The organism is Streptococcus oralis (assembly GCF_001578935.1).
GTDB classification, from domain to species: Bacteria; Bacillota; Bacilli; order Lactobacillales; family Streptococcaceae; genus Streptococcus; species Streptococcus oralis_R.
On sequence record NZ_KQ969521.1, the window covers coordinates 1,230,103 to 1,247,217 of the forward strand.

14 protein-coding genes and 1 pseudogene are annotated in these 17,115 nt (G+C 37.4%); 4 read left to right on the forward strand and 11 right to left on the reverse strand.

Annotated features, from left to right (window positions below; translation table 11 throughout):
• Positions 1-31: 31 nt before the first annotated feature.
• The 9 genes and pseudogenes from SORDD15_RS05995 to SORDD15_RS06035 all read right to left on the reverse strand — a co-directional run bounded on the left by SORDD15_RS05995 (position 32) and on the right by SORDD15_RS06035 (position 10,783).
• Positions 32-715, reverse strand: a complete 684-nt coding sequence (locus SORDD15_RS05995) for a tyrosine-protein kinase (protein WP_061415466.1) — start codon at positions 713-715, stop codon at positions 32-34.
• A gap of 9 nt (positions 716-724) precedes the next feature.
• Positions 725-1,417 (reverse strand): capsular polysaccharide biosynthesis protein CpsC, encoded by a 693-nt coding sequence (gene cpsC / locus SORDD15_RS06000; protein WP_061415468.1) that lies wholly within the window; start codon positions 1,415-1,417, stop codon positions 725-727.
• A gap of 8 nt (positions 1,418-1,425) precedes the next feature.
• Positions 1,426-2,157 (reverse strand): capsular polysaccharide biosynthesis protein Cps4B, encoded by a 732-nt coding sequence (cps4B, locus tag SORDD15_RS06005; RefSeq protein ID WP_061415470.1) that lies wholly within the window; start codon positions 2,155-2,157, stop codon positions 1,426-1,428.
• A 1-nt stretch (position 2,158) separates the two neighbouring features.
• A complete protein-coding gene (locus tag SORDD15_RS06010; protein ID WP_061415472.1) occupies positions 2,159-3,604 on the reverse strand; it encodes an LCP family glycopolymer transferase CpsA in 1,446 nt (481 codons plus the stop codon).
• Between the two features lie 191 nt (positions 3,605-3,795).
• A complete protein-coding gene (locus SORDD15_RS06015) occupies positions 3,796-5,757 on the reverse strand; it encodes a peptide ABC transporter substrate-binding protein (protein WP_081102371.1) in 1,962 nt (653 codons plus the stop codon).
• Positions 5,758-5,998: 241 nt separating this feature from the next.
• Positions 5,999-6,472: pseudogene (tnpA, locus tag SORDD15_RS06020) on the reverse strand (IS200/IS605 family transposase).
• 287 nt (positions 6,473-6,759) lie between these two features.
• Complete coding sequence (locus SORDD15_RS06025) at positions 6,760-8,727, reverse strand: peptide ABC transporter substrate-binding protein (protein WP_061415474.1); 1,968 nt, start codon at positions 8,725-8,727, stop codon at positions 6,760-6,762.
• Between the two features lie 286 nt (positions 8,728-9,013).
• Entirely contained in the window at positions 9,014-9,526 is a 513-nt protein-coding gene (locus SORDD15_RS06030; protein WP_061415712.1) for a GNAT family N-acetyltransferase, read from the reverse strand.
• A gap of 291 nt (positions 9,527-9,817) precedes the next feature.
• Positions 9,818-10,783 (reverse strand): hypothetical protein, encoded by a 966-nt coding sequence (locus tag SORDD15_RS06035; RefSeq protein WP_061415476.1) that lies wholly within the window; start codon positions 10,781-10,783, stop codon positions 9,818-9,820.
• Between the two features lie 650 nt (positions 10,784-11,433).
• Here SORDD15_RS06035 and SORDD15_RS06040 point away from each other — a divergent pair.
• Positions 11,434-12,642, forward strand: coding sequence for an ATP-binding protein (locus SORDD15_RS06040; protein ID WP_061415478.1), 1,209 nt, complete (start codon positions 11,434-11,436; stop codon positions 12,640-12,642).
• Between the two features lie 339 nt (positions 12,643-12,981).
• On the opposite strand, the gene SORDD15_RS06045 is transcribed toward SORDD15_RS06040, so the two are convergent.
• Together SORDD15_RS06045 and SORDD15_RS06050 are read right to left on the reverse strand one after the other, a co-directional pair.
• On the reverse strand, positions 12,982-13,260 hold the full coding sequence (locus SORDD15_RS06045) for a cytoplasmic protein (RefSeq protein ID WP_081102372.1): 279 nt from the start codon (positions 13,258-13,260) through the stop codon (positions 12,982-12,984).
• 9 nt (positions 13,261-13,269) lie between these two features.
• Positions 13,270-13,686, reverse strand: coding sequence for a hypothetical protein (locus tag SORDD15_RS06050; RefSeq protein ID WP_061415480.1), 417 nt, complete (start codon positions 13,684-13,686; stop codon positions 13,270-13,272).
• 271 nt (positions 13,687-13,957) lie between these two features.
• Between SORDD15_RS06050 and SORDD15_RS06055 the strand changes: the two genes are divergently transcribed.
• From SORDD15_RS06055 to SORDD15_RS10280, 3 genes are all read left to right on the forward strand, one after another.
• Entirely contained in the window at positions 13,958-14,419 is a 462-nt protein-coding gene (locus SORDD15_RS06055) for a MarR family winged helix-turn-helix transcriptional regulator (protein ID WP_061415482.1), read from the forward strand.
• Positions 14,420-14,695: 276 nt separating this feature from the next.
• Positions 14,696-15,835 (forward strand): ABC transporter substrate-binding protein, encoded by a 1,140-nt coding sequence (locus SORDD15_RS06060; RefSeq protein ID WP_196756215.1) that lies wholly within the window; start codon positions 14,696-14,698, stop codon positions 15,833-15,835.
• Positions 15,836-15,928: 93 nt separating this feature from the next.
• Positions 15,929-17,035, forward strand: coding sequence for a tyrosine-type recombinase/integrase (locus SORDD15_RS10280; RefSeq protein WP_196756216.1), 1,107 nt, complete (start codon positions 15,929-15,931; stop codon positions 17,033-17,035).
• Positions 17,036-17,115 lie beyond the last annotated feature (80 nt).

A 17,115-nucleotide genomic window follows, 5' to 3' on the forward strand; every position in this document is an offset into this window, starting at 1 on the left:
TCCTCAGATAATTCCCAAACTACAAGATTCCTTATTTTTTCCCATAAGAGCCATACTCACCGTAAGACCCATATTTTTCAGCTGAAGTATTGAGTTTATTAAGCACAATTCCTAAGAATGGCTTACTTGTTTGTTCCAATTGAATCTTAGCCTTTTGTACATCTTTTCTGTTTGTCTCTCCTGCCGCAGTAACTAAAACAGATGCATCACACTGCTGTGTGATAATCGCCGCATCGATAACGATCCCAATCGGTGCAGTATCTACGATGATGTAATCAAAATACTTGCGCAAAGTATCCAGCATGGTCGCAAAATTTTCACTTTGTAACAAAGCTGTTGGGTTTGGTGATACAGAACCCGCTTGAATGACAAACAAATTTTCAACATTGGTTTCACATAAACCTTGTGATAGGTCTGTTGTGCCTGACAAGAACTCTGTTAGGCCTGTAATCTTTTCCCGTGATTTAAAGACACCTGACATGACTGAATTACGGATATCCGCATCAATCAACAGCGTCTTATAGCCCGCACGCGCGAAAGCCCAAGCAATATTGGTAGAAGTTGTTGATTTTCCTTCTCCTGGTTTGACAGACGTAACGGAAATCACTTTCAAGTTATTCCCACTCAATTGAATATTGGTGCGAAGGGCATTGTAGTATTCTTCTGCTTTTCTTGCCAAATCTAATTTTTTTTGTGCAATTTCTAACGTTGGCATTTTTCTCTCCTATTTCAATTTATCCAAATTTGGAACTACTCCCAATAGTGCAATTTGCATCACGTCCTCAATATCTTCTGGGCGTTTCACTCGTGTATCCAAGAGCTCAACAAGGAGAACTGTGACAACCATCACAACCGCCCCCGCAAGGAATCCAACCATGGTATTGCGACGAATATTTGGTGAAGATGGCGATGTTGCAGGGCGTGCTTCTTCAAGGGTTGTCACATCCGAAACGCGAGTGACGCTGATGATCTTTTGAGCCGCAACCTCTCTCAAAGAGTTGGCGATACGGCTAGCTTCCTCAGGTGCACGGTCTGTAACAGAAATCGATACAATACGCGTATCCACTGGAACTGTTACCTTGATTTTACTAGCTAGACCTTTTGGAGGGAGTTCTAGTTTCAAATCAGTCGCAACCTTCTCTAAAACGTCTTGCGAGAGAATGATTTCGCGATAGTCTTTTACCAAGTAAGATCCTGCTTGCAAGTCTTGGTTAGTCAAGCCAGGCTTATCTCCCTGATTACGATTGACCACATAAATTCGGGTCGTACTCGTAAACTCCGGCTTCACAATAAAACTACTGTAGGCAAATGCTACTGTCCCTGTCACGAATGCTACCAAAGCAATTAAAAATTTTCGTTTCCAAAGGATTTTAAGCAAGTGAAATACATCGATTTCCATCATATTTTGTTCTTTCATTTTTTCTCCTAAATCAATTGATCCATTATGATTTTTCTTGGGTTCTCTTTAAAGAGTTCCCTGGCCTTATTTTCACCGTATTTTTGGGCAATGATATCATAGGCTTCCTCCATATGAGGAGGTCTGTGATCCAAGTTGTGCATATCACTTGCTATCACGTGAACCAGATCTCGTTCCAAGAAATACTGGGCTCTCTTTTTCATAAATTTATAGGTTTCTCCGAAGAGTTTTGGTTTCAAAACATGAGAACTATTAACCTGAGTATAACATCCCATATCAATCAGCTCTCGCACGCGCTTTTCATTGTTTTCTAAAGCATCGTAACGTTCAATGTGGGCAATGACGGGTGTAATGCCTAACATTAGAATATTACTCAGCCCCTTATGTATATCCCGATAGGGTGTATTCATACTAAACTCAATCAAAGCATAGCGACTATCGTTGAGGGTTGGGATTAATTTCTTTTCTAACTTCTCAACAACATCCGGAGTATAGTAGATTTCCGCTCCATAGGCAATGATTAAGTCATCCGCAACTTCCTTAGCCATTTCTCGTACCTTTAGAAAGTTAGTCGCGATTTTTTCTTCAGGAGTTTCGAACATCCCTTTTCGTCTATGCGAAGTTGAAACGATTGTCCTCACTCCTTGACTGTAGGCCTCTCTAAGAAGTTTTTTACTTTCCTCTATCGACTTTGGACCATCGTCCACATCAAAAACGATGTGCGAATGGATATCTATCATGCTACTTGCCCTCCATCACATCATTGATAGCAGCTTTCGCAGCGGCCAAGCTACTTTCATCAATTTCCATCATGTAGAGGTTACTATCTGGCATAGCGTATGAAGGAAGATCCGTGCGTCCAGTTCCCTTCAAGTCTTGAGAGTTGACTTTGTAGTTCCCACCACTCTCCAATTGAGTATTAACCAGATCCATCATGGTTTCCAAAGGCATATTGGTCTGAAGAGAATCTTGCAATCCCTTGATGATGTTATCGTAGTTTTTTAAAGCCTCAGTTGACGTCAACTTCTGAATAATAGCTACAATAACCTTTTGTTGGTTCCGACCACGGTCACGATCTCCATCTGCTAGAGAGTAGCGCTCACGAACAAAACCAAGAGCCTGCTCAGAGTCTAGATGGACATTCCCAACAGGATAATACTTCCCGTTAGTATGTGCTGTAAACTCCTGATCATTATAGACGTCAACACCTCCTAAAAGATCAATCAATTTCAAGAAAGAGGTGAAGTTCAAGCGAACATAGTAATTGATATCAACCCCGTATAGGTTTTCCAAGGTATGAATTGATGAGTCCACCCCATAAATTCCCGCGTGGGTCAATTTATCCTTTTGATTATTTCCCCCATCCGCAATCGGAACATAGGAATCTCGAGGTGTTGTGGTGAGAAGGATTTTCTTGGTATCTCGGTTCACAGTCATCAAAATGTTTACATCTGAACGCGAAACGGAACTAATCGGACCATAGGTATCAATACCACTCACATAAATATTGAAAGCTTTATTCTTCGATACCTTTGGTGCCGCAACATCCTTAGTTAATTGTTTTGTATAGATTTTTTTGATTTTTGAAGTATAATCTGGATACTCTGCTTCAATGATATTTTCAAAGACACTATTTAAGATAATTGCTTTCGTTTCGCCAGAAAGCAGACTCTTATAAGCTGCTAGATAAGAAGCACTCTGTTCAACTGTCAAGTCTTTACTCTGTGTCGTCTTAATATCCGCCACCAACTTTTGGATATTATCATTATCTGTTTCAGTCGGACCTGTTACACTATCCAACTGGGTCACATTATTGATTTCACTGTCTTTCAAAACGACCACACTCATCGAATACTCTGAGTAGTTTGAGGTCGCATTGATATGATTGGTAAAACCGACAAACTGCTGCAAAGCATAGAGAGAAACGGAGCTAACTACGATAGCAAGTGTCAAAAAGAAAACCGTAAACTTCTCGGCTTTTTTATACACTATCAGAAGGATTGCAATTACAGCAGAAATAAAAATAAGAACCGCCGTAAGGATATTGAGGTACCGAAAAGCTAAGATATTATGTTTAAAAATTAAGAACAGCAAAAAACCACTCAATAATAAATAAATGGTTGCTAAAACTATATTAATATTTCGTTTCACATTCCCTAAACGAGCTCTCTTTGAACGTCTACTCATGATAATCCCCTATACACGTTAATAGTTATAAATATTATATCACAATCATGATGGAAATTCCATCTATCCTTGCTATTTTCAGCGTTTTCATTCGCTTTTGTTCTCTTAAGTTGCTCTAAAATATAAGCAAGGTTCCGAATGCCATTCTACACAAAAAGACAAGGCGCTCAGGGGCAACCTTGTCTGTAATCTTATTTTACGTGGTTTTCAAACTCTTTTTGGCTCTTTTCGATAGCTTTTTTACTTTCTTCTTCCCACTTAGCCTTGGCTTCATCAAATTGTTTCTTGGTAACAGGGTCTTTTTGTAATCTCATGTACTTATAATTATTTCCGTCACCCTTGATTCCCACTAGGGAGTAGGCACGTGTAAAGGGAGTTACTTTGGTTACAGAGGCTGTACCACCATTTGACATAGCAGACATAACTAGAGAATTGTCAATCATCCAAGCTTGAGCTTCAGCGTATTTTTCATAACGCTTAGATACATCTTTGTTCTCAGCATCTGCTTCTTTCAGGAGTTGTGTATAGGTATCGAGTCCCAAACTCTTGATGAGCTCTTGGTCTTCCTTAACGTCAAGACCAAAAATTTTGAGATAGAAGCCAGTTTCAGCATTGAAGGGGTCTAGATAAGTTGATGGATCCTGGTAATCACCAACCCAACCATCAAAGTTTAGGTCGTAGTCACGAGCTGCTGGATTTGGTGCTAGGAAAGCAACATTTCCAAAGTCATCTGTAGAAAGCTGTTGAACATCAATAACGATATTGTCAGAACCTAGTACTGTTTCAAGGGTTTGTTTAACCGAGTTCATACCAGAAACCGCATTTTTATTCGTCTGATCAACAGGGACATCCAAATGGATTGGGAAAGTCACGCCTTGGGCTTCCAATTCCTTTTTAGCTTCCGCAAATTTTGCTTGGGCCTTTTCCTTGTTAAAGTAGGCATCTTGAGCATCTGCCAAATTGATACCTGACCACTCAGTTCCGTAGTTCACAAGCTTAGAAGCTGTTACTTCTCCAAAGGTCTTATCTCCCACCTGGACAAATGTTGGGGGAACCAGAGTATTACGAAGGGTTTTGCTCGCTGCTTCTTCACCGTTAGATTGAGCAGAGTAGGCTGTTCGATCAATACCAAAGTTGATAGCCTGACGGAAATTTTTATTTAAGATAGCTGTTTGAGCTGATTTCTTTTGTTCGTCCGTTGTTTTAGCGGTACGATTATAGGTTTTACGGTTGACGTTAAAGTTAAAGTACCAAGATGTCTTGTCTTGTAAGCTATAGACGATATTGTCTTGGTATTTTTCTTTTGTCTTAGCATAGTTCGAACTATTTGGATAGACTCCTGCAATCGAATAAGCACCACTTTCAAAGTTTCGAATCGTCATCTCCTGATCTGACCCATCGAAATAGGCTAACTTAACTTTTTCAATGGTTACTTTATCATGGTCATAATAGTGTGGATTCTTCACATATTCGATCGAAGATTTTGATGTGAAATCTTTTAACAGATATGGACCGTTATAAAGGATGCTGTCTGGTGTCAAGGTACCAAAATCTTTATCCTTTGATTTCAAAAACTCTTCGTTGACTGGGAAAAGAATACTATTGGTTGTCTTAGAGTTCCAATAAGGTTCTGGTCGTGTCAAAGTGTACTCAACCGTATAGTCATCCAAGGCTTTGACACCAACAGTTGAAAAGTCATTGGTCACACCCGTCACATAGTCATTCAATCCCTTGATTGAATTTTGAATCAGATCCATGGCTTGCCCCTTATTGTCTGCGGCATATTTGATCCCAGTGACAAAATCCTGAGCTTTGACTGAAGCATATTCCTCACCATCAGCCGTATACCACTTGGCATCTTTTCTAAGCTTGTAGGTATAGGTCAAACCATCTGCTGAAACAGACCAATCCTCCGCAAGAGCAGGTACGAGGTTCCCATAGCTGTCATTTTCTAACAAACCATCTACGAGATTGGTAATAACGGCAGTGTTATCCGCATAATAATCTAGAAGATAGTTAAAAGTTGTCGGATTCGCACTAAATGTTGATGAATAAGTGCTAGTATCTGTGTTGGACTGTCCACAAGCAGAGAGCAAAATCCCTGTCGCTAAGACAAGACCCGTCCCGATTAGTCTTTTTTTCAGTTTGATCATCATTCACTCCTTTATGTCACTTTTTATAACATAACCATATTTTATCAAATTTATTCAAAAATGTAAAGTTACTTCTTTTATGACAACTGGTGTCTCAAAATCATAACCACCCGTCTAACGGGTGGTTTGCACCAGGGCTATAAGCCCAAATTACCAGCAAGCGCCTAAAGACGCTGGCTTTCACGTTGTTCAAGCCTCATTGCTCTTGACTCTTCACAAACCTCTCAAAGAGGTGTTCGCATTACTTACCACTATCCCTAAAGGGATCCTCATATTCTTTTACACTTAAGAATCTAGTGCTATATCATGCTTTACTCGTTCTCAAATTTTCATACTCGTGAAGAAATCATCCACTGGATAATTTCTTTACTCTTGAATATATTTCCTAATTGTGGCTTCATTAAGTCCCACTGTACTCACATAATAACCTTCTGCCCAAAATGCCGATTCCCAAACTTGTACTTGAGGTTGGCGTGTTTATCAAACATCATGAGTGCGCTTTTACCTTTTAAATATCCCATGAAACTTGAAACACCTATCCTCGGTGGAATACTTACTAACATATGTACATGATCAGGCATTAAGTGACCTTCGATAATTTCAACACCTTTATAACTGCACAAACGATGAAATATTTCGCCTAAACTACTTCGATATTGATTATAGATCACTTTTCGTCTATACTTAGGGGTAAACACAATGTGATAGAACACATCCACTTTGTGTGTGATAAACTATATGCCTTTTGTGCCCTCAACTTCTTTATTTTTAGGTTTCGGCAAAAATCATCCACTGGATAATTTTTCTTCTCCTTTCGCTTTACAATTGGCTTGAACACCTTTATTGTATCGCGTTTGGAGTTTTTTGGGTATAACCTTCGACGCGCACCCGCATAGCGGGTGGTTTATTTGTCTCGCACCTTGCGGAGCGAGACGGACTAATAGTCACATAATAAAAAAAGGAAGCACAGATTATTCTGCAACTTCCTTTTCTATTTATAGATTACTTGACGTGTTTTTCAAGTTCTTTTTGGTATTTGGCATTCGTTTCAATTTTTTCTTGTTGCCATTTCTTAAAGGCTTCTTCGTATTCTTTTGTAGTTGTGATATCATTTTGCAACTCCAAACCTTTGAACACAAATGGGTCGCCCTTGATTCCGACTTGAGAGTAGGCTTTTGTAAACGGTACAGTACGGCTAACCGTTGGAGAACCACCTGAAGAAGCAACTGGGATCAAGAGTGAGCTATCAGATACCCAAGCTTGAGCTTTAGCGTATTTTTCATAACGTTTATTGAGGTCGCTAGTTTCAGATGCAGCATCATCCAAGAGTTTCTTGTATTCGTCCAGTCCAACTTGAGCCATCACTTCTGAATCTTTTCCGCGAGTAATTCCCAAGTGTTTAAGGGCAGAACCCTTCTTAGCATCAAGAATGTTGAGGTAGGTAGCTGGGTCTTGATAGTCTGGTCCCCAACCAGTTCCGTTCAAGTCATAGTCTTTTTGGGATGGAACTTTGGCTTGAGAAGTGATACTCATCTTTTCATTATCGGTCATTTGAAGAACATCGACAATAACATTTTCAGTACCAAGTGATGACTCGATAGACTGCTTGAGTGAGTTGGTTTGTTGAACCGCGATTACATCTGTTTGTTCAACTGGGATATCCAAATGGATTGGGAAGGTAACACCTTTGCCCTGCAATTCTTCCTTGGCTTTAGCAAAGGCTGCCTTAGCTTTTTCAGGACTGTAAATCGTATCCTTGCCATCTGTAAGGGCTACATCTTTCCACTGGTCTCCATATGAAACGAGCTCTGCCTGTGCCAACTCTCCAAAGGTTTTTTCACCCACTTGAACGTAGTCATGAGGCACTAGGCTGTTACGAATAATCTTGTTCGCACCTTCTTCACCATTCAACTGAGCAGTATAAGAATGACGGTCAAGGGCAAAGTTCAGCGCCTGACGGAAGTTCTTGTTAAGAAGAGCTTCTTTCGTTGATGTTTTTTGAGCTTCGTCTGTTTTAGCTGTTTTATTATAAGACTGGCGGTTTACGTTAACAGTGAGGTAGTAGCTTGTCGCTTCTTGTGGACTGTAAACAATCTTATCGCCGTACTCTTGTTTAGTTGACTCAAAGTTTGAGCTTGTTGGGAAAAGGCGAGCTGTTGTATAGGCACCTTGTGTAAAGCTACGAATCAAGGATTCTTGGTCTGACCCATCGTAGAAAGTTAGTTTAATATTGTCAATCTTGACATTGTCCTTATCCCAGTAGTTTGGATTCTTTTCATATTCAATGACTGATTTTGAAGTTAATGATTTCAAGAAATAAGGACCATTATATAGGATACCTGATGGGGTTGGTGCACCGTAGTCGCTCCCTTTAGAATTCAAAAATTCTTCATTAACTGGAAGCATGGTTGCCGTTGTGACCTTAGAGTTCCAGAAACTTTCTGGTTTGTTGAGCGTGTATTCTACCGTGTAATCATCAACAGCCTTAACTCCTACGGTAGAGAAATCATTGCTCTCACCACTAACATACTCTGCCAAACCTTTGATAGAATCCTGAATCAAAGAAAGACCATCTGATTTTCCGTCAGCAGCATGTTTAAGCCCAGTAACAAAGTCTTTGGCCTTAACTTCAGCGTATTCTTCTCCATCAGAAGTATACCATTTTACACCCTTACGAAGTTTGTAGGTGTATGTCAAACCATCCTTTGAAACAGACCAGTCTTCTGCAAGTGATGGAATTAAGTTCCCATACTTATCATTTTCCAAAAGACCATCAACAACGTTTGCTATAACGTCAGAGGTTGAGCTCTTGCTCGTCACACTATAATCCAAAGAAGATGGATCCATAGCGTAGACATAAGAGAATGTCTTGGGAGCATCTGCATTCTTTTCACTTTTTCCACAAGCCGCTAACAAGAGGGCAACACTCAAGGTCACTCCTGCTCCTAAGAGCCACTTTTTCGATTTCATAAGTAATCTCCTTAAAGATAGTGTTTTCACCATTATACCCTATTTTTTCATAAAAGCAAGGACTTACGTCATATTTTTTAGAAAATTCTAACAAATATTTTTTAAAATCTTTTCTATATAATTTTTACCAAAAAGCAAAAAAAGCGGACGATTGTCCACTGGGAAAATCAAATTTTAACAGACATACCCGGAGATTCTGAACAAAAAAACATCCAAGAAAACATTCTTGAATGTCTGAAAAGATTATAACTCCATTAACTTTGTCAGTAGACTGAAAATGATGATATTATGGCCTCCTTATCTCAAATACTGCTGTATGAACCCACTCATTATGAAGGTATAAGTCATTTTCTATCATCCTACTAAAGGTGAAGCCATTTTTTAAAAGCACCCTCTGAGAGGCTAGATTACCCGTTGCCGTTCCTGCAATGATTTTATTTAAACCATAAGTCATGAAAGCCTTGTCTAAAACGAGTTTAACCGCTTCGCTAGCATAGCCCAAGTTGCTAACATTTTCCCAAATCCTATACCCAAGCTCTGCTGCTGTTCGCTCATCCTCTAAAACACTTAAATTGATTCTTCCGACCATAACACCTTGCGAATCTCTGATAAGATGCATGTAGACAGCCCGATTCGTTTGTTCCGTTAACAATTCCCTCGTGATTTCTTTAAAACCTTCTAAATCAAAATAGTTAGCTGGTCTAGGAGGTAGATTTCGTTCAAAATACTCTCGATTTTCTTTTTCAAAAGAATAAACGTCTAGACTATTTTCTTCAGACAACAGCTCTAAACTAATCATTACAAATCCTCTCCCATCATTATCCACACTCAAATTTTCCCTTCTCTTCTTAGGTAAAATATTGTTAAATAGAGTTTGACTACCTTTGATTAGAATCCCCTTTTTCCTCATTACAATAGTATGTAATAAACTCTTCCTGACTATTGACAATATGCTCCTGTCCATCTACTGAGTTTCCGAAGGAATTTTCACATCGTCAAATAAATTCGTCCCTTCCTTATACAAGAGCTGATAAATTGGCACTCCATAAAATGCCTCTTTCACAAAAAACTGGACTAGACCTAGCAACTCCTACTCTAATTTTTGCAACAGCTTTACAACTTGCCGATTATCAATCCTCACATAGTATACACCACTATCATTGACAAGTTTATCCTCTTTATACTTAGCAATTTTGACAGCATAAAGACCTCTTGGTAGTGGTTGGTTGGCAAAAAAATCCTTCATGAGCGCCTCAAGCTCTTTAAGATAGTCATCATACAAGAGTTCTCTTTTTTCCTTCGGAACGAAATATTGAAATTCAAATGTCGGTATAAAAATCTCTTTTTGGAAAAGATATTGAGCATCCATTGGATACATCCCTTGCAGAGCTTGGCCCTTGCTTTGATTTTCCTCTAATATTTCATTATAAAGATAGATATTATCAGATTGGTTATTAAATTCAAAACCAATACCTTGATACTTCAAATCAGGAAGTTTAGGATCTTTGATTGAACTGTCCAGTGTTTTTAAAAACTCGCTGGTGCCTGGACTAACCTCAATCCCTAAATAGGCTAATTCTGGGAAAACATCATAAATTTTTTTATAATTCTTATAATCAACCTCTGCATCTGTCTTTCCATATGTTTCATTTTCCGAAAAGCGAGTATAGTATTTAAATCGAGTTTTAACCTGATAGGTTTTCCCGGCTATATTTTCACTGTAGGTACCATGGATTATAAATCCTCCCATGCTTGTATAGTTTTTCTCGTATTTTTCTAACTCAAACTGTCCTGTAAGACCGTAATTTTGATAAGAACGATGCACAGCTTGCTCAAGCTCAGTTCGACTTGCATGGGCAAACAGCCCCCACATATCCATTAGAGCAAGAATAGGACTACTCACTGTGAAGATTACGATTGGGATCACTACGGATAAGCAACCTATTAATAGCCAATTTCTTTTCTTGGGATTTCCTCCAGTTTTTTTAGCAGTTTTCTGTTTCCTTTTTAAGATTAGAATGAGCAAAACCAAAAGCACTAATACTAATAAAACCAATCTACAATCTCCTATTACTTTGGACAGCTACTAACAGGTAGATAGGAGACTGACAGAAATACTCGTCTCACCTGCTAACTTATCCTGAAATCCATAAACTCGTCTGAAACGAGGAACAATCCTTATCCCATTATACCACATGGGCAATGCCGTGAGAAGACGAGAGAAGACGAGAGAAGACGAGAGAAGCAAAAACACCCCATGGTGTGAACCATGAAGTGCTTTGAAACGTTGATAGTATCGTATTGATTAACGTTTTGAGAATTGTGATGCTTTACGAGCTTTCTTAAGACCTGGTTATTTCTACATCATGATATATATGGTGAATTATCACTAAAATCAAGTAATTTTAAGAGATAAATCCTCAATCTTTACATATATAACCCTTTTAAAAATCGAGAGGTTATCAAAGGGTTATCACTTTTTTAGTTTTCGGAGCTTATGTAATTGAGAAATATGAACTACTGTATCATAAAGATGGTGTACAGTTTCTTCGTGCCAGTGCAATTTCATTTCTATCCTGAAGATATTTAAATATCTCTAGATGTTATTTTTAAAAAATTGAAAACAATTGAACAAATAAAATATTATTTCTAAATATTTGAAAATAATGTCTATTTGTATTATACTATCTTTGAGGTATCTTATTTATGAACTATATTAAAAGACCACATTATTTAGACTTTTTAAGAAGACATCGTGACCACCAAATCATTAAAGTTGTGAGTGGAGTTCGACGAGCTGGTAAATCTGTTCTCTTTCAACTATATAAAGAGGAGTTACTAGCAACTGGAGTAGACGAGGATCAGATTATATGCATCAATTTCGAAGATTTGAGTTACTATGAACTGCGACATTTTCAAACATTATTTGCTTATATAAAAGAGCGGTTAGTTGAGGAGAAAACATACTATATCTTTTTAGATGAAATTCAACATGTTGAAAAATTTGAACTGGTAGCAGATAGTCTATTCATCTTACCAAATGTAGACCTCTATTTGACTGGATCTAACGCCTACTTTATGAGTAGTCAATTAGCTACAAACTTGACTGGTCGGTATGTTGAGATAGAGGTCCTTCCTTTGTCATTTGAAGAATACCTATCAGGTCAATCTCTCTCAGAGAATCTGAATACAACAGAAATTTTTAACAATTATCTCTTTAGTGCTTTCCCTTACTTATTGCAAACATCATCTTACGCTGAAAAAATTGACTATCTCAGAGGAATATATAACTCAATACTGTTAAATGATATTGTCACTAGATTGGGAAATCCAAATCCTACTATTATTGAACGGATTGTCCGAACCCTTCTCAGTAGTACAGGTAGCTTAATATCAACAAATAAGATTCGCAATACCCTTGTCAGCCAAAATGTTTCAATATCCCACAATACTTTGGAAAATTATTTGACAACTTTGACAGATAGTTTACTTTTTTATTCCGTTCCACGTTTTGATGTAAAAGGTCGAGCATTATTGCAACGCTTAGAAAAATATTATCCCGTTGATTTAGGTTTACGACATCTCTTATTACCAGACCACAAAGAAGATATTGGGCATATCTTGGAAAATATTGTGTATTTGGAATTGAGACGTAGATATTCACAAGTATATGTTGGTAATTTAGATAAATATGAAGTTGATTTTGTTGTTGTAACTGATCTGGGTCACTACGCTTATTATCAAGTCAGTGAAACAACACTTGCTCCAGAAACACTAGACAGAGAACTTAGACCACTTGAAGCCATTAAAGATCAATTCCCCAAATATCTATTAACAATGGATACGATTCAGCCAACAGCAAATTACAATGGTATTGAGAAGAAAAATATCATAGATTGGTTACTAGAAAAATAGATATGTACTGAACCTATAAATTGAGACACAAGAAAAACACTCCTGTCAAAATCTAGTGAAACTATGAACAGGAGTGTTTTGTTATGGCCGAAAAAGCTTATTCAGTAGAAACTAATACTAGACTAAAAATCAATGATGGAAACTCTTGATTTCTATACAAAAAAGACATCCAAGAGAAAATTCTTGAATGTCTGTAAACGTTGATTTATCGCTGATAATTAACGTTAAGAGAACTGGCTAGCTTTACGAGCTTTCTTAAGACTAGATCTGACAAGGGCTCTTTTATTTTCAAAAAGCGTCAATCACAGCATTTATAAATGTCCATATTGGAAAAAGGTTTCAAAACCAAATCCGATGCATTGCTTCAAGGAATTTTTTAGTTATTGGGAAGCCGGAGCTTGCACCAATTACAGAATCAATGCCACAATATGGGCATAATGCGGTTCCTCTGTCGTCTATTTTTGTATCTTCCACTAGCCATTCATCAATTTCATGTGGAGAAAAAATTTGCATACAATAAAAACAACCACAAATTTCATCCTGTTCCAATTCGGGTTTATTATTACTACAATAAGCATGAGCTAAGCTGTAATCATGTTTATTCAAAATCTTTCCCATTTCTCTTTTCTATGATTGAGTCGGAATAATTGTGAGGTCGCTGTGGTCATTTAAAAAACTATACATTGGTACTCCAAAACCCTCTTTCGATATATTCTCACATAGAGTTTTTACAAAAAATTCTATCCACTCACTAGAAGGTTCCACAGCATCATCAGTCTGAGGAGTGAACCACATTTGAGGAATAAGTTCTACTGTGTCTACATCGAATGCAATCCCAATCATCATATCATAGAAATCAAAGGAAGCACAAAAAGCACACATATTATCGCTAACCTTATTAATTCCTAATTCAGGAGGTATTTCCATCATCGTAATCATCATTCGACCAGTTATTTCTCCATTTTCCTCTTCAAACTTATCAAGTATCCCTTGCTCACGGAGGATATTTTCCACATTGAAGAACACTTCTTTATCAGCTAACATAATATTATCTCCAACAATTTGATTTAACTTTATTATACCATCTATTACCACTATGTTTTGTGCAACATTCTTTCTATCGGATCGAAAATCAGAATCTTATGCTTTGCAAGGAAGAAAAGAATATATACCTACAAATATGTAAAGAAATAATATATTCATGTCTTTTTGTTGCACTTCATTTTACAACAGGGCATCAGAGAAAATTGACAAAAGATACAAAAAAGAATATACTTTTTAAAAGTATATTTAAGAATTTTTGTAAGGAGTTTTTATGAGAGAAAATTTTCGTAGTTTAATGAAATCAGTCAATCGTGTGATTTATGTTTTTGAAGAAATTCAAAAATCCTTGGGGGATAAAGGGAAACTTGGATGGCTCTTGTATATGTTGGACGATGATCAAGCTCATACGCAAAAACAATTATCCAAGGATTGGATGATACCGCGATCGACTTTAAATGCTGCGGTTAAAATTGCGCAGGAAGAGGGTTATATTGAGTTGCAAAAGGTTCCAAATACACGGAGAGAACTAGTAATTGTTCTTACTGATAAGGGACGTAATGAAGCGAAAAACATATTAACACCTTATGTCGAAATGGAAGATAAGGCTTTGAAAGAAACTTCTGAAAAGTATTCTGCTCACTTTGTGGAAGTAATGGATTATTTCTCAAAGCAATTAGAGTTAGAAGTGGACGGAGGGATTCGTAAATTATCTAACGCTAACTCTGAAAATTAGAGTTTTCTTCATTCACACATAGAGACTTATGAAATAAGGATAGTTTAAAATGAAGTAATGTGACCTAAGAAGATGAGCTTAATTAGGAAAGGATGAATAAAAAGCTCCTAAAATCAAAAACTCATATTATTGGGTGATTAAAAAACTTGATAATATGCGTTTTATCATAGAAGGAGGAACCTCACTTTGTCTTAAAGTTGAGGTTTTTAAATTACCGAAGCAAAAATATTGACAAAAATTCTAAACGGAATTATAAAAAATAGAAAAGAGAATAAAATGAAATTTTCAAAAACAGCAAAAATGATTGCTACTTCTGTCGTTACACTAGCTTCCGTTGTCGCTCTAGCGGCATGTACCTCTTCTTCACAGAAAGCCAATTCTAGTCAAACGGTTGAGGTTGAAACGAAGAGTTTGAATACCTTGTATCAAGAAGCACTTAAAGAGGGCGGAACAGTCGTGTATTATGCTGGTGGTGATACTGCTGAGCAAAATGATGACACCAAGACTGCTTTCGAGCAACGTTTCCCAGGGATGAAATTAGAAGTTGTTACAGATTATAGTAAGGTTCAGAATGGTCGTTTGGAGTATCAAATGGCCACCAATAATGTGGTAGCTGATGTTGTTCAGTTACAAACTCTGAACGATTTCACATACTGGAAAAAACAAAACAAGCTATTAACTTATAAACCTGCCGGTTGGGATAAAGTTTACAAAGACTTTAAAGATCCTGATGGTACTTGGGTTGGTGGCTATGTTCTAGCTTTTGGAAATGTCGTTAACACCAAGGCCCTTGGTTCAACATCTGAACCTAAAACAGCTAAAGATTTATTGAATTCTGAATTGAAAGGGAAATTGATTTCAACCTATCCAAACGATGATGATGCTGTTCTCTTCTGGTATAAGCAAATGATTGATAAAAACGGTTGGGAATGGATGGCAAATCTGATAAAACAAGATCCGAAGTTTGTTCGAGGAACTCAAGAACCGGGTGATAAAGTTGGAGCAGGTGAATACGCTGTGACTCTAGGAACAGCCGGCCTTTTAGATCAAAGTGCAGAAAGTCATTTGGTCATTCCTGAGAAGGAAGGATTTGTTGCTTGGGCACAACGCATGGCTATCTTGAAGGATGCTAAACACCCAGCAGGTGCAAAACTATTTGAAAATTGGTTGCTTGATAAAGAAACGCAACAAAATAATATCTTCCAATGGAGCGTACGTACGGATGCCACTCCAGCGGGTGTTAAACCGATCTGGGAATATAAAAATGCTAATTTGAAAGAATTTGTTAACTTTATGGAAGACCGTGCAGAAGTGGAACGCTTTAGAGCACAAATTCGTCTATTCGTTGGAGATGTGCAGGGGCCTTCATCAGCAGGAGAACGTGGTTTGACACCATCGACTCGTGCAGTACAGTAATGGGATAAATCTTAAGAGTAATGGATTAGTTTTTTAATTCCTTCCATTGCTTTTTTTATCTTATTTTGACTGAATGAAAGAGTTGGATAACATGTGGAAGAAGACTCGATTAATGAGAAGGAGTTTGAGGAGCTTAAAACTGATTGTCGGCTAGGCAGAGCGACAACCTCATCCAAAAACAAAGGAAACATCCTATTCAAAGATTTTTATAAGGAAGTTTGGTTAGAACCATACAAAGCAGGTCAAACAACCACTACTGTAAAACCTCCTACTAAAGCAACTGTCTTTCAAACGGAAAACATTTTCAGACTACATATCATTCCAATTCTAGGAAATTACTCAATAGAACATTTAATGAATAACAAACAACTTGTACTATCACTACTTACACCAAAAGCTAATAGCTATGCTAATTTCAAAGTAGTTAGGAGCTATGTAAATTCTGTTTTCGATTGGGCTGAGGAACTTGAGTATATTGAAGCAAATAGAGTTGCAAAAACTTTAAGACGAATTAAGGCTGTCAAAAAAATTCAACTTGCAGAATCAAAACGTGATGAAGATTTATATTTAACTCATGAGCAACTCCAAGAATGGTTCTCAGCATTTAAAGAAGATTTAGAGAACGATAAAATATCACTCAAAGATTACGTCCTTTTCTATCTCACTTTTTTCCTTGGAGATAGAAAATCAGAAACATATGCTCTCCAGTGGAAACATATCGACTTTTCAAAATCTCAGATTCAGTTAATTCAGGCTTTAGATAGATATGGACAAGTAAAATCTACCAAAGGAAATAAAAAAACTATCTTTTCTATTTCTAGCGACTTGCTTCAACTTCTAACCTTATGGAAAAAACAACAAAAATATGAACTAGCAAAGTTTGGTATCATCACTAATCCAGAACAATCCATCTTCACTTACATAGATACCAGAGGAAATATCAATAAACCTTTACACTCTGACTATCTCAATAATAAGATGAAAACTATCAGAAAGCGACACCCAGAGCTTACACACGCTACGCCACACAAACTACGGCATACGGGAGCAACGCTCGCTAAACAGGCAGGAATGAGCTTAGAAGCCATTTCTGAAGCTCTAACACATAGTGACACAGGTACAACACAGATTTATGTCAATACTTCTAATGTAGTCCCTATGGCCGTCGGTGAATTTGCCTTACAGTCTCTAAAACAATAAGGTGAAAATAAGGTAAATTTTGAGGTGAACTTTTTCAAAAAACACAAAAAAAGCACCCATGAGGTAAACTCTTGAGTGCT